The organism is Caballeronia udeis (assembly GCF_001544555.2).
GTDB classification, from domain to species: Bacteria; Pseudomonadota; Gammaproteobacteria; order Burkholderiales; family Burkholderiaceae; genus Caballeronia; species Caballeronia udeis.
Genome location: NZ_FCOK02000019.1, coordinates 1 through 13,879 on the forward strand (window position 1 = coordinate 1; position 13,879 = coordinate 13,879).

At 61.6% G+C, this 13,879-nt stretch carries 13 protein-coding genes; 7 read left to right on the forward strand and 6 right to left on the reverse strand.

All coding sequences use genetic code 11. The features are described from left to right. Positions 1-230: 230 nt before the first annotated feature. On the reverse strand, positions 231-1,628 hold the full coding sequence (locus tag AWB69_RS15515) for an aminotransferase-like domain-containing protein (protein WP_062086159.1): 1,398 nt from the start codon (positions 1,626-1,628) through the stop codon (positions 231-233). A 145-nt stretch (positions 1,629-1,773) separates the two neighbouring features. Between AWB69_RS15515 and AWB69_RS15520 the strand changes: the two genes are divergently transcribed. Both AWB69_RS15520 and AWB69_RS15525 read left to right on the forward strand, forming a co-directional pair. After that, the gene (locus AWB69_RS15520; protein ID WP_062086161.1) at positions 1,774-2,082 is read left to right on the forward strand and encodes a DUF2917 domain-containing protein; all 309 of its coding nucleotides are present in this window, start codon (positions 1,774-1,776) and stop codon (positions 2,080-2,082) included. Positions 2,083-2,144: 62 nt separating this feature from the next. Then, positions 2,145-3,383: a pyridoxal-phosphate-dependent aminotransferase family protein gene (locus AWB69_RS15525; protein WP_062086163.1), complete on the forward strand. Its 1,239-nt coding sequence runs from the start codon at positions 2,145-2,147 to the stop codon at positions 3,381-3,383. 20 nt (positions 3,384-3,403) lie between these two features. Here AWB69_RS15525 and AWB69_RS15530 read toward each other — a convergent pair whose 3' ends face one another. From AWB69_RS15530 to AWB69_RS15545, 4 genes are all read right to left on the reverse strand, one after another. Beyond that, positions 3,404-4,318, reverse strand: a complete 915-nt coding sequence (locus AWB69_RS15530; protein ID WP_062086165.1) for an ABC transporter permease — start codon at positions 4,316-4,318, stop codon at positions 3,404-3,406. Position 4,319: 1 nt separating this feature from the next. Further along, entirely contained in the window at positions 4,320-5,234 is a 915-nt protein-coding gene (locus AWB69_RS15535; RefSeq protein ID WP_062086167.1) for an ABC transporter permease, read from the reverse strand. 72 nt (positions 5,235-5,306) lie between these two features. Continuing rightward, complete coding sequence (locus AWB69_RS15540; protein WP_062086348.1) at positions 5,307-6,596, reverse strand: ABC transporter substrate-binding protein; 1,290 nt, start codon at positions 6,594-6,596, stop codon at positions 5,307-5,309. Between the two features lie 107 nt (positions 6,597-6,703). Next, entirely contained in the window at positions 6,704-7,762 is a 1,059-nt protein-coding gene (locus AWB69_RS15545) for an ABC transporter ATP-binding protein (RefSeq protein ID WP_062086169.1), read from the reverse strand. Positions 7,763-8,093: 331 nt separating this feature from the next. Between AWB69_RS15545 and AWB69_RS15550 the strand changes: the two genes are divergently transcribed. The 5 genes from AWB69_RS15550 to AWB69_RS15570 all read left to right on the forward strand — a co-directional run bounded on the left by AWB69_RS15550 (position 8,094) and on the right by AWB69_RS15570 (position 12,898). Beyond that, positions 8,094-9,080 (forward strand): polysaccharide deacetylase family protein, encoded by a 987-nt coding sequence (locus AWB69_RS15550; protein ID WP_062086171.1) that lies wholly within the window; start codon positions 8,094-8,096, stop codon positions 9,078-9,080. After that, positions 9,077-9,796: a GntR family transcriptional regulator gene (locus AWB69_RS15555; protein WP_062086172.1), complete on the forward strand. Its 720-nt coding sequence runs from the start codon at positions 9,077-9,079 to the stop codon at positions 9,794-9,796. Before AWB69_RS15550 ends, AWB69_RS15555 begins: the two co-directional genes overlap by 4 nt. Before the next feature lie 38 nt (positions 9,797-9,834). Next, a complete protein-coding gene (locus AWB69_RS15560; RefSeq protein ID WP_062086350.1) occupies positions 9,835-10,425 on the forward strand; it encodes a flavin reductase family protein in 591 nt (196 codons plus the stop codon). 23 nt (positions 10,426-10,448) lie between these two features. Further along, positions 10,449-12,035 carry a gamma-glutamyltransferase family protein gene (locus tag AWB69_RS15565; protein ID WP_062086352.1) on the forward strand — a complete coding sequence of 529 codons (1,587 nt, stop codon included), beginning with the start codon at positions 10,449-10,451 and terminating at the stop codon, positions 12,033-12,035. A gap of 422 nt (positions 12,036-12,457) precedes the next feature. Beyond that, the gene (locus AWB69_RS15570) at positions 12,458-12,898 is read left to right on the forward strand and encodes a CBS domain-containing protein (protein ID WP_062086174.1); all 441 of its coding nucleotides are present in this window, start codon (positions 12,458-12,460) and stop codon (positions 12,896-12,898) included. Positions 12,899-13,211: 313 nt separating this feature from the next. Here AWB69_RS15570 and AWB69_RS15575 read toward each other — a convergent pair whose 3' ends face one another. Beyond that, the gene (locus AWB69_RS15575) at positions 13,212-13,544 is read right to left on the reverse strand and encodes a DUF4148 domain-containing protein (RefSeq protein WP_062086176.1); all 333 of its coding nucleotides are present in this window, start codon (positions 13,542-13,544) and stop codon (positions 13,212-13,214) included. Positions 13,545-13,879 lie beyond the last annotated feature (335 nt).

Genomic DNA, 13,879 nt, shown 5'->3' on the forward strand with positions numbered 1-13,879 from the left:
TTTGCTTCGTTTCTTTGTCGCTAAGGACCAAGAAATGACGTGCCGCCACGCACAGTGGCTAATAGTGATAAAGAGAAAATCCGACTCAGGCAGACCGCTAACGCCGAAAGCAGCAACCCGGCACTGACTCCGACCGCTATCCCCAGAACCTGGCAACCCGGCACCCACCCCGACCGCTAACCCCACCCCCGCCAAAACCCCCAAACCCGTCCACCGGCGCGAGCGAAAACCTATCGCCCCATATGTTCGAAGAACCGGATAGCGCGCGGGTCGTCGGTATGGGCCGTGTTGATCCGCACCCATGCCGACATTTCGCCGTCGGGACGGTAGTAGCTCCCCGGCGCAAGCGTGATGCCAAACTTCAGCGCGTGGTCGACCAGGACCATGGAGTCCTCTATGCCGGGCACGCGCGCCCACACGAAATTGCCGCCGGTGGGTTCATCGAAGACCTCCCAGCCGTTTTCCTCAAGACGCTGAACAGCCCTTGAAAGGGTGTCGTGAATCCGGCGACGCAAGCGCTCGAGATACTTGCGGTACGTGCCGCGCTCGAGCAACGCCGCCACGACGCATTCACTGAAGCGCGAACCGCCCAGGCTGGTGAGGACCTTCACGTCAACCAGGTCCTTGATCAGATCGCGCCTGGCCGCCAGATACCCGATCCGCAGCGACGACGACAACGTCTTCGACAACCCGCTTACGTAGATCACATGATCGAGTTGATCGAGCGACGCAAGCCTTTGGGTCGGCGTTGACTGGAAATCTGCGTAGATGTCGTCTTCCACGATCGTGAAGTCGTGCTGCTGCGCGAGTTGCAGCAACTTGAACGCAACCTGCGGCGCGACGTTCGTCGCGGTCGGGTTATGAAACACGGTATTGATGAAGAACAGTTTCGGCTTGATGGTCTTGAGCAGATGTTCCGCAACCTCGACATCCGGCCCGCTCGCCAGGCGCGGAACGCCGACAATCCTGACGCCTTGCAGCTTGAGCAAGCCGAACAGGTTGTAGTACCCGGGGTCTTCCACGAACACGGTGTCCCCCGGCTTCAACATGAAGCGGACGATCAGGTCGAGCGCCTGGCTCGCACCGGTGGTGACAATGATGTTCGAGATGTCCGTTTCAATGCCGATTATCGCGAGGCGCATCTGGATCTGGTGCCTCAGGTTCGCATCGCCATGCGGCATGGCGTAGTCGATCACGCAGCTCGGATCCATCCGCATGACCTGGCGCACGGTCTGGGCAATGCCCTCGATATCTCGCCACGCCTCGGGCACGAACCCGCTGCTCAACTTCAGGGTCTCGCCAGGATAGTTGAACTGCTGCAGGATCTGATGCGACTCTTCCTCGGCCAGACGAGGATCCGAGCCGCCCGACACGCCGTTCTCGGCTCCCATATGATTCGCCACGTAAAAGCCCGAACCATGCTTCGGCACGATAAAACCCAGTGACGAAAGCCGGTCATACGCCTCAATCACCGGAAAGCGGCTGATGTTCCGGCTGGCCGCGAGCGCCCGGATGGACGGCAGTTTCACGCCGGGCAAAAGCTGACGCGAGCGGATCAGGCCCGAAATACCGGTCACGAGCTGGTCGGTCATGGGAACGCCATTGTGTGGATCGATGACGAGGTTCATGGCGTGATCTCTTGAAGTGTGCAGGGAAAATCACTGAACAGTACGGCACAACTGTTCGCGACTGTACATTCCTAAGATTGAAGTTTAAATAAATAATGTAGTCAAGAGGCCGTCTCTCTGTGAGCGGCCGTGATGGGAGAGGGACATGCGTGAAATCCGGACCTTGGAGCAGGAACCCCATGATGCGCCAGCCTGCTGGCTCATCGATCGGCCTCATACCCTGACGGTTTGTCGGGGTACGGTATGGCTGACCATTGAAGGTGAATCCGAAGACTGGTGGCTGCGGGCAGGCGAAACGCTGGAGCTGGCTCCGCGTTCGAAGGTCTGGATCAGCACATCCGAGCCGAATAGCCGTTTCGTTTTGGCCTCGGCACCGGTATTCTCACCTACCCGGCGATTCGCTTTCTACTGGCTGCTGATCCGTTTCGGCCAGCGCAGGACGCGGGCAATGTGAGCGCGTTGCGTTCGTCGCCGGTCGCTTGGCCACCCAACAACGCCCTTTTTGAACGAGCCTCGATGAACGACCGACATACCTTCTCCGCAGATTCCGGCACGCCGGATACGTTCAGCATCGCGTGCCCGACGGTCCTGCCGCTCTCTTCAATTCTTCCCGAAGAGCCTCTGCTGATGATGGGCGCCGGCCCCGTACCCATTCCCGACGCCGTGGCCAAAGCCAACGGTGTCGTGATCAACCATCTGGGCTCGACCATGGCCGCGGTTATCGGCCAGGTCAAGACCATGGCGCGGTATGTGTTCCAGACCGAATCGAAATGGGTGATGGGCGTGGCGGGACCGGGGTCGGCTGCCATGGAAATGGCCATTACGAATCTCGCGTGGAAAGGCTCGCGCGTGCTCTGCATCTGCAACGGCTTCTTCAGCGAGCGCATGGCGGAGATGGCGAGGCGAACCGGCGCTCAGGTGGAAACGCTGAACGTGGTTGACGGCGCGGCTGCGGACACGCAGCAGGCGGCGGACGCGATCGACCGGTTTCGTCCGGAGATCGTGACGATCGTGCATGGCGAGACATCGAACACGGTCTGGAACCGCAGCCTCGAATCAATCGCCTCGGTCGCCCGCGCCGCCGGCGCGCTGGTGATCGTGGACGCGGTCTGTACGCTGAGCACCATGCCGTTGCCAATGGACGCGTGGGGTATTGACGCCGTGATCACCGGCGGCCAGAAAGGGCTGTCGTCCATTCCCGGTGTCTCGCTGCTCGCGTTCTCCGAAGCGGCGTGGCAACGCATCATGACGCGTCCTGTCCCGCCCACGCACTGGTGCCTGGACGCGGCGCTGGCAACGAACTTCTGGCATAACGCGTCCTACCATTACACGGCCCCGGTGTCGGGCGTGCTCGCGCTCCACGAAGCGCTGCGACTGGTGTGCGCGGAGACGCTCGAGCGCCGGTTCGCGCGTCATCAGCGCTGTTCGAACGCGCTGCAAGCGGGCGTTGAAGCGCTAACGCTCAAGCTCTATGTGCCGAAGCCGAGCCGGCTGAATTCGGTTGTGGGTATCGCGTTGCCGCAGGGTGTCAGCGGTGCCGACGTATGCGCCCATATCTCGCGCCATCATCACGTCGAGATCGCAGGCTCGTTCGGCGCGCCGATCGTACGGATCGGCCAGATGGGCGAGCAATGCCGCGAGCATCATCTCTTCAGGACCATCCATGCCCTCGGCCGGACGATGATCGACCTCGGCGTAGCGGTGGATCTTCCCGCCGGCGTGGCGGCGCTTGAGCGGTCGTTATCGGCTGCCTGACCCGCGAGGACCTCTGACAGTCAGCCGGCAAGCGCCCGCGAACGCCGGCGGCTCAGCCACCGCACCGTCAGAAGCCCCACCACCATCACGGTGAGCGAGAGCATCGTGGTCATCGTGCCAAGCGCATAGATCACGGGCCTGGTGACCGAAGTCGTGAGTCCCTGCAATTCCAGCGGCAGCGTGTTCTGGTCACCGATCGCCTGCGACGTGCGCGCGATCTCGTCCCACGACAGCGTGAAACCGAACATCCCCACCCCGATCACCGATGGCCCGATGATCGGCAACACCACATGCCGAAAGCTCTGCCAAGGTGAAGCGCCCAAGTCACGCGCCGCCTCTTCATAAGCCGGGTTGAAACGGTTGAAGACAGCAAACATCACGAGCAGCCCGAAGGGCAGCGTCCACGTCAGGTGCGCGCCGAGCGCCGAGGTATAAAGGCCCATCGACGTGGTGTAGTTGTCGACGAACGATTGATGACCCCAGGCGCCCGCAAGATACTTGACGCCGTTGTCCAGCAGCCGGAATGTCAGACCGATTCCCAGCGACACAATGATCGACGGCATGATCAGGCTCGCAACGGACACGTAGAACACAGCGGTGTCGCCGCGAAAGCGCTTGCGAAACGCGAGCCCCGCCGCAACCGAGAACAGCACCGTCAGCACCGTGACGACTGCGGCGAGACGCACCGAGCGTCCGAACGCGGCCCGGATGTCGATGTCCCCCACACCCTGGCGCAACACCGCGAACCAGTGCAGCGAAACACCGCGCATGGGGAACGTGAGACCGCCTTCGGGTCCCTGGAACGACAGGATGAAGATTGTGATGACCGGTCCGTAGAGGAACAACACGAACAGCCCGAACACCAGCGCGAGCCAGTAGAAGCTGGCGGGACGCCGCTCGCGGTGGTGCTTCAGACCCTGACGAATGGCGGCCATGTCAAAGCTCCTTGCGAATATCGACTACACGCGTGAGGGCCCAGACAATCATCAGCACGACGGCCAGCAGGATGATCGCGTTGGCCGCCGCAGCGGGAAACTGAAGATAGCCGGTCTGCACCTGGATGATCTTTCCGACCGATGCGATCTGCTGGCCGCCCATCACGCCGACCGTCAGGAAGTCCCCCATGACGATGGTGATCACGAAGATCGAGCCAATCACAATGCCGGTCTTCGACAGCGGCAACACTACTTCGCGGATCACCTGCCAGCCGCTCGCGCCCGCGTCGCGCGCGGCTTCGAGCAACGACCGGTCAATGCGCATCATGGCGTTGAAAATTGGCACGATCATGAAGAACGTATAGAGATGCACGAACGCAAGCACGACCGAGAAGTTCGAATAGAGCAGCCATTCCAGCGGTTTGTCGATCATGTGCGATGACAGCAGCGCCTGGTTCACGAGCCCGTTGCGGCCGAGCAGCGGTATCCACGAGATCATCCGGATCACATTCGAGGTCCAGAACGGAATCGTGCAGACAAGGAACAATACCGTCTGCATACCTGACGAACGGATGTGAAACGACAGGAAATACGCAATCGTAAAACCAAGCACCAGCGTCACCGCCCAGACGATTGCGCAAAATTTGATGGTCGACCAGTAGGTCTTGAAGGTCACGCACACATCGGTCATCGAAGAACAGCCGTCGAAGATCGCCGCGTAGTTCTTGAACGTGAACGCCGGAATGATCTGGTATTCGTTGAAGTCCCAGAAACTTACGATCAGCGTGATGACCAGCGGCACGAGAAAGAACAGGATGAAGGTCAGCGCGAGCGGCGTCGCTTGCAGCCACGCGGCCGCGCGCCGGTGCTTGACGCTCGCCTCCAGTGGTTGGATGGGAAGCTCGATCGATGCCATCGCGGATTACCTATTGGATAAACGGAAGGCGGCCGGCGCGAATCACACACGCCGGCCTTGCGCCAAACCAGACTAAGCAGCGATGAACTCGTTCCACTTCTGGACCATGTAGATGTTCTCGTCCATCACCGCGTTCCAGCACGCTATTGCCCCCATGCGCTGGTTGTACGATCCGCCGTCGCGCACCGTGCCGATCTTTTCGAGCAACTGGCCATCGGGTGCCTTGATATCCTGCGCGGCTGGTTTGCCTTCGATCCAGTAGTCCCATTCATACGGCTGCATATGGGTCTTCGCAGTCTCGAGCACGCCCGCGTAATACCCCTGGCGCATCAGGTATGCACCAGCCCAGCCGTCCTGGAACCAGTTGATGAACTCGTAGGCTGCGTCGAGCTTGCGGCCCTGCAACGAACGCGGCAGCCCGAAGCCCGACGCCCACGAGCGATACCCCTCCTTGAGCGGTTGGAACTTGCACGCAACCCCCATCGTGCGGACCTTCGTGACGGCGGGTGACCACATTGACTGGATCACGACTTCGCCGGACGCCATCAGGTTCACGCTTTCGTTGAAGTCCTTCCAGAAGGCCCGGAACTGGCCCGCGCGCTTCGCCTCGATCAGGATCTTGATGGTCTGGTCGATTTCGGCCTTGGTCATGTTGCCTTTGTCGCCGTACTTGACATGGCCCATTGCCTCGATCGCCATGGCCGAATCCATGATCCCGATAGCGGGAATGTTCAGGAGTGCGGCACGCCCCTTGAACTCGGGGTTCAGCAATTCGGACCAGCTATTGATCGGGCGCTTGATCAGGTCGGGACGAATGCCAAGCGTATCGGCGTTGTAGGTGGTCGGGATCAGCGTCATCCATTCGGTGGGCGTCGCGGAGAACTCGGTCGAGCGCGCGCCTGTCAGGAACATCACCTTCTTGGGGGCCGTGCCCTGGTCACCGATCTTCTTGCCGTCTACCTCGCCTCGCGTGAGCACCGGCGTGATCTTGTCGGCGAGCTTGATCTTCTTTGCGTCCATGCCGGCCAGCGTGCCGGCGGGGATCAGCTTCTTCAGCGAGAAGTACTCGGTGTCGACAATATCGAATGAATTCGGCTGCGTGATGATGCGCTTGGCGACGTCGTCGGTGGTGACCGGGATGTACTGGATCTGGATGCCGGTATCTTCCTGGAATTTCTTCGCAATATCCGAACTCTGGTTCACCGCCGTGCCCAGGTAGCGAAGCGTGATCTTTTCCTGCGCATGCACGTACGGGAACCCTGCAATGCCGGCCGCGGCGACCGCGCCCTTGAGCAAGGTACGGCGTGACATGCCCTTGCCCGCGCCCAGGCTGGATTCCGTCGTGGCGGCGCTTGCGGACATCTCGCTCGTGCTGGGTTCGGACGGGTGTTCGTAACGCTCGGTCATGGCCATCTTCCTTGGTTGAAATTGTCGTTCACTGCAACGCAAAGCGGTCGCTTGGCGGTCGCTTATGCCGCCAATGCATGGGCGTCCTGCTCGTTCCACCAGACCACGACACGCGCATCAGGTCCCAGGCGCTGAGGGTCGTATTCGTTATCGGGTAGCAGTGAAACCAGGTCGGGTGAACCGTCGAGTGGCGCGAGCGTCATGCGCAAATGGGTGCCCTGGTATTCGGTTTCGCGGACCGTGCACGGAATGCCGCCAATCCGGCTGAAGCCGCTTTCACTCGTGGGCGGCTGGACCGGCGTGGAGCCGTGCGGCGCTATACGCAGATGATCGGCACGCACGGTAAACGCACGGCCGTTTGCGCCGAACACGTTGTGTCCACCGAGGAAACGCGCGACGAATTCCGTGCGCGGCCGGTTAAAGACTTCGTGTGGCGAACCGCTTTGCTCTATGCGCCCGTGGCTCATGACAACCACCATATCCGCGAGCGCGAGCGCCTCTTCCTGCGAGTGCGTCACGTGCACGAAGGTGATGCCCAGCTCCTTCTGCCAGCGCTTGAGTTCGGCGCGCATCTGCACGCGCAGGAACGGGTCGAGTGCGGACAAAGGTTCGTCGAGCAGCAGGCAACGCGGTTCGTTGAGCAGTGCGCGGGCAAGTGCAACACGCTGCTGCTGGCCGCCCGACAATTGCGACGGCTTGCGCTCGGCATAAGCGCTCATCGCGACAAGTTCGAGCAATTCACCCGCCCGCTGACGGCGTACGTCCTTCGCGACGCCGCGCATCTTCAGGCTAAACGCGACGTTGTCGAGCGCGGACAGATGCGGGAACAACGCATAACTCTGGAAGACCATCGCGGTGCCGCGCGTGGCGGGTTGTGCGCGCGTGACGTTACGCTGGCCGATGAGAATGTCGCCGTCGCTGATCGATTCATGCCCGGCGATCATCCGCAACGTCGAGGTCTTGCCGCAGCCCGACGGCCCGAGCAGGCAGCAGTACTGGCCGCCGGGAATCCGCAGGTCGATCGAATCAACGGCAAGCGAATCGCCATATTGTTTCGATACATGCACCAGTTCGATATCGGCGGGCTCGGTTTTGAGCACGGCTGACGTGGGCTGGATCATAGGCTTGAGGTCATGCAGGGCGTTTCCTTAATAGGGGCGGCCATCGGCGGCACAGGCAAGGTCTCTGCAAGACGCCGAATGCAAGACATGTGCCACTTTGTCCGCATACCAAGGATTTGATCGCAAACCATCGAATCTATTGAACGTAGACGATATGGCGTGTAAATTGCACACGATTCGAGACCGAACTGTCGGCAATCAAACCCGCCAATCCGCACAATCGCGGTGCGCCGCGGGTCCGGCACGGGGCGCGATCCCCCAAAAAGGTTCATGAAACCGCTCAGGCACGGCACGCCCGTGCGCAGCACGTTTGTCACCAGGGCATTTGCACATGGACATCATCCGCACCGTTCGCACGCCGCACGATCCTGCGTTCGGCCCGCTCGCCACGCACGGCCGCTTTCCGTATCGGCCGATCACCGACACCGACGCTTTTCGTTGGCCCGGCGACACCGGCCTCGCCGTCTACCTCGGCTTCAACATCGAGCACTTCGCGTTCGGCGAAGGTCTGGGCGCCGCCCTCGGCCCGGTCTCGCCGCAGCCCGACGTGCTCAACTACAGCTGGCGCGAATACGGCAACCGTGTGGGCGTATGGCGCTGCATCGAACTCTTCGACCAGCTCGACCTGCCGTCGGGCACGCTGATCAATACATCGCTCTACGACCACTGCCCGGAGGTCATCGACGCCTGTCTCGCACGCGGCGACGAGCTGATCGCGCATGGTCATACGAATGCGCATCGGCAGAGCGACCTGGACGAAAACAGCGAGCGCGCGTTGCTGCTGCACTGCCGGGAGCGTTTGGCCGCCCATGCCGGCACGCCGCCTTCGGGCTGGCTCTCGCCCTGGATCTCCGAGTCGCGCGTCACGCCCGACCTGCTCGTGGAAACCGGCTACCGCTACACGCTGAACTGGTGCCACGACGACCGCCCGGTGCGCATGGCGACACGCTCCGGTTCGTTATGGTCCGTCCCCTACCCGCAAGAACTCAACGACTTGCCAATGATGGTCGGCCGCCATCTCGACGCGCGCGCCTTCGCGGACATGATCATCGACCAGTTCGACGAAATGCTCGAACAGGCGAACCGTAGCCGCCATGCGCAGGCACTCGTGATGGGTATTGCGTTGCATCCCTATCTCGTCGGACAGCCCTACCGGCTACGGCATTTGCGTCGCGCACTGCAGCACATTGCCGCCGCGCGCGCGAACGGCGACGTGTGGATCACAACACCCGGCGCCATCGCTCGCCATATGGACGAGATGGAGCGCGCGGGCCTCGCCGGTACATCGCAGCAAGCCCACCTTTCAGCAGAAAAATGAAGCCGAAATCCCCATTGAAGGTGGCTGCAAAACCCGCCAAGGAAGCTGCGCAGGACGCCGATGCCCGCCTCTACCAGGCTATCTTCGACGGTGTCCTAAATCATCGCCTGACGCCCGGCACCAAACTTCCAGAGCCAGAGTTGTGCCAGTTGTTCAGCGTCGGCCGCGCGGTCGTGCGGCGCGTGCTGGAGCGGCTCGCCTACGACGGCATCGTGGTGTTGCGGCCGAACAAAGGCGCGGTGATCGCCGAGCCGACGCCCGAGGAAACCCGCGAGATTTTCGAAGCGCGCCGCTCGATGGAGCGTGTGCTGGTGGAGTTCGCCGTGCACCGCGCGACTGCGCACGACATCAAGGAACTGCGCCGCCAGCTGGCTGAAGAACACGACGCCATGCATCGCTTCGACCAGCCATCCTGGGCGCGGCTTGCAAGCGACTTTCACCTGCGTATTGCCGCGCTTGCCGGCAATTCGATCCTGCAACGCTACCTGACGGAACTGGTGTCGCGATGCTCGCTGATCGTGGGCGTCTACGAGCCGCCGGGCCATGCACCCTGCGAGCACGACGAACATGCGGCGATTGTCGACTGCATCGAGGCGCGCGATGCGGCCGGCGCCATTGCGCGCATGGAAGCGCACCTTCGCGAACTGGAAGAGCGCCTTGAGACGTCGCGCATGCGGGGCGAGAAAAGCCTTGGGCAACTGCTCGGCATGAGTTGAATCCGGGCGCCAACCCCAAGTTACTGATCCGGACCATCATGGAAATAGACTTCGAAGCCATCACCGAATATCAGCGATACAAGCTCATGGCGAGCCTGATCGTGCCGCGTCCGATCGCGCTGGTCACGACCTTGAGCGCGAGCGGCACGATCAACGCGGCGCCCTTCTCGATGTTCAATATGCTGGGTGAGGAGCCGCCCATTGTGATGATCAGCATCAACCGCCTCGACGATGGCTCGCTCAAGGACACCGCCGTGAATATTGCGCGCGGCCGCGAGTTCGTCGTGCATCTGTGCGACGAAGCGATGGCTGACAAGATGCATCGGTGTGGAGAACGTCTGCCGCCCGATGTCAGCGAGCTCGAGAAGGTCGGGCTGACGCCGACGCCAAGCTCGCGGGTCGCGCCGCCACGGATCGCAGAAGCGCCGGTGGCGTTCGAATGCACGTTGTGGGAGACGTTGGAAACCACGAGCCGGCAGATATTCATTGGATGCGTTCACCGCCTGCATGCACGTGACGAATTGATCGATATCGAAACATGGCGTGTGCGGCTTCAGCACTACTTCCCGGTCGGACGATTCGGTGCGAGCGACTATGTGACCACCCGCGAGCGCTTCACGCTCGGCTGACCGATCACGGAGCCTCCATGTCCATGCACAACACGACCCTCGCCACGTCCACCGAAGGGATGGTCACCAGCCCCCATGCGCTCGCAAGCGAAGCGGGACTCGAGGTGCTGCGCGCGGGCGGCAACGCCATTGAAGCAGCCATTGCAATAGGCGCGGCGCTGAGCGTGACCTATCCGCATTTCACCGGTCTTGGCGGCGATGCGTTCTGGGTCATCGGCGACCGGACGGGCATGCTGCGCACGTTATCGGGCATCGGGCAGGCGGCGCAGACCTTGCCCGCGTTCTCCGCCGCCATCCCGTTGCGCGGCGCCGGCTCCACGCTGACCACCGCAGCCACGGTCGATACCTGGCATCAGGCGTACGCGATCAGCCAGGCGTCATGGGGTGGCCAACGCACATGGTCGTCGCTGTTCGACCGCGCTATCGGCTATGCATCGGAGGGATTTCCGGTCACGCCTTCGCAGCACTTCTGGCAGCAGTTTCGCGCCGATGAATTACGCGCAATGCCGGGCTTTTCAGCGGTATTTGCGCCCGGCGGACAAACTCCTGCGGTCGGCGAGCGCTTCGTTCAACCAGCGCTCGCGCGCAGTCTTGAACGCATTGCAACCTACGGCGCGCGCGAATTCTACGAAGGTGAGCTCGCGGAGCGCATTGCACGCGGCTTGCGGCAGGCCGGTTCGCCGCTGACGCCAGCCGACCTCGCGAAGACCCGCGCACGCGATGAAACTCCGCTGCGCGTGGCGTATCGCGGCGGCGAACTCGTGAGCCTGCACCCCCCCACGCAAGGCGTCACCACGCTGCAGATCATGGGCATGCTGGCGCGCTTCGACCTGTCGTCCATTGCGGAAGGCAGCGCCGACTACTACCACCTGCTGGTGGAGGCCGTGAAATGCGCGTTCGTGGACCGGGACCGTTTCGTCTGCGACCCGGAGTTCAACCGGGTTCCCGTGAACGAGATGCTCTCCTCCGACACGCTCGACGCCCATGCACGCTCGATCAACCTTCACACAGCGCGGGCGTGGCCGCACGTATTCCGCCCCGGCGACACCGCGTTCATCGGCGCATCGGACGCGCAAGGCCGCAGCGTCAGTCTGCTGCAGACGGTCTACTTCGACTGGGGCAGCGGCATTGTGGCCGGCGACACCGGCATTCTCTGGCACAACCGCGGCGCGTCGTTCAGCGTGGACGCCGCGCATCACAATGCCGTGCAGCCGGGCAAGCGGCCATTTCACACGCTCAATCCGGGCATGTACCTGAAGGATGGCCGGCCGCATCTGCTGTTCGGCACGCAGGGCGCGGACGGCCAGCCGCAGACGCTGGCAGCGGTGCTGACGCGGTTGATCGACTACGGGATGGACCCGCTGAGCGCGCTGGCTCGTCCACGATTCCTGCTTGGGAAAACCTTCTCGGATACCCGCGACGCACTGAAGCTGGAAGAAGATGCGGGCGCCGATGTGTTCGCCGCGCTAGCCGAGCGCGGGCACGAAGTGAGCGCTATTGCCGCGCAGAGTCCGCTTGCGGGGCATCCGGGCGTCATTCGGATTGAACCGGATGGCGCATTGTCCGGGGCGCATGATCCGCGTAGCGACGGTCAGGCAATGGGGCTATAAAAATGGGGCGCTAAAACCGGGTGCTCTTTTGACGGCGCACCAGGCTCACTGTTGCGCTTCTCTTCATTTCCTGATTCCGTTTCACTTGATCACGCCGGTTTTATCAATCGTCAAGGCGACCTATGTAGCCGGTGAGCAGGTGTATGAGCGCGGTTTCTCGGAAGAGGATTTCCGTTATCCAGCGGCTGCATAGTTGCGTGTCTTGAACGGCGCGCGGCGATCGGCCGGCGCCGGTTGCCGCTAAACCTCCCGTCAAGTCTCGCGCAGCGCCGCCTGCCTGATGGCAACCTGCCAAAAATCGGGCCGACTTCATCCCTCAACCTGCAACCAGGCCACCTATACTGAAAGCGGTGGTCTTTCACGACAACGTGTCGCGGATGGTCATCGGGCCGCCAAGGTGAAACGGGAAATGGAGCCAGTCCATGACAAGCGTTGCGCAAATCCTCAAGTCGAAACCGAACCAGAGCGTCTACACGATCACCGCGTCCGAATGCGTCTACGACGCGATCAAACTCATGGCGGAAAAGCACATTGGAGCGCTGGTCGTCACCGACGGCGACAGCATTGCCGGGATCATCACGGAGCGTGACTATGCGCGAAAAGTGGTGCTGAAGGACCGCTCGTCGAAGGTCACGCCGGTGCGGGACATCATGACCCACGCAGTGCGTTTCGTGCGGCCTGACCAGTCAAGCGACGAGTGCATGGCGCTGATGACCGAATATCGCATGCGCCATCTGCCGGTGATCGATCACGAGCGGCTGGTCGGCATGATCTCGATCGGCGACCTGGTGAAGAACATCATCGAGGAACAAGAGTTCACAATCCAGCAACTCGAGCACTACATTACCGGCGAGCGAGCCTGAGGCGGCGACCGGCCCAGAAAAGGACCAGGCAGCGGTCCCATGAACCCGGCGCTGTGAATCCAGTGATTTCGCTGTAAATCCGCGGGCCCCGGCGAGCAGTGCTGTCGCCGGGGCTTGTGCGCTCGCAAGATTTTTTTCGTATGTGATCGACGAGGTCAGGATAAAGCTGCGGCAGGCCCCGGCCGCAATACCCTTGGCGGACAAGCCCGCTATGGTGGATTAGCCGTATCGAGCCGGCTTGATCATCCATGACCTGCAGCGCATCGGCACGCTGCAGGACGGTGCTAATGACACATCTGATAGCAGCCGATGTTTAATGTCCCTTGTAGATCGATTGTGTGTCGACGGGGACTTCTGGCCGGCCTGCTTGCGAGGTACCGCTGGACGACGTGCCGTATTCGCTGTCTTGCGGGGCCGCTTGCACTTGTGCTTGTGCCTGGTTTTGTGCGGCCACGCGCGCTAAGGCGGATTGCAAGTCGGTAGGGTAGGTTGTATCGCTGGCGCTTCCGTTATAACCGGCCTGTTGTAGCTGGATGAGTTCAGTGCGCACTTGCTCGCGCGTGACCGGTCCGTTCTGTTGAGCAAACGAAGCGATGGGAACGGCCAGGAACGCGGCCGAAAAAACTGCCTGGATCGACGATTTCATATTACCTCCAGAAGAGTGTGTCCCGCGCCTGAAAGCCAGATTCGCAGGGTATTTCCCCGGTTTGATAGTGAGGTAGTCGTCGGTGTTACACACGATTAAGGACGTTTATTAAATGCCATGTAACGCCGTCACAAGCATGCGAACGCGGAATGGTGAACCCTTCCCTCAAACCGGATCCGCTACGCACGCTTAGGTCACAAACTCGATCGATAAAAACAATAGGAAAGCTTGTTTATAAACTTGGATCCGGCTTCCGGCATTGTTCTGGAGAGGGATTGTTATCGATCGATGACTGCAGTGTCGTCGCTAACCGACGTGGCCGAAACCGTGCAAAT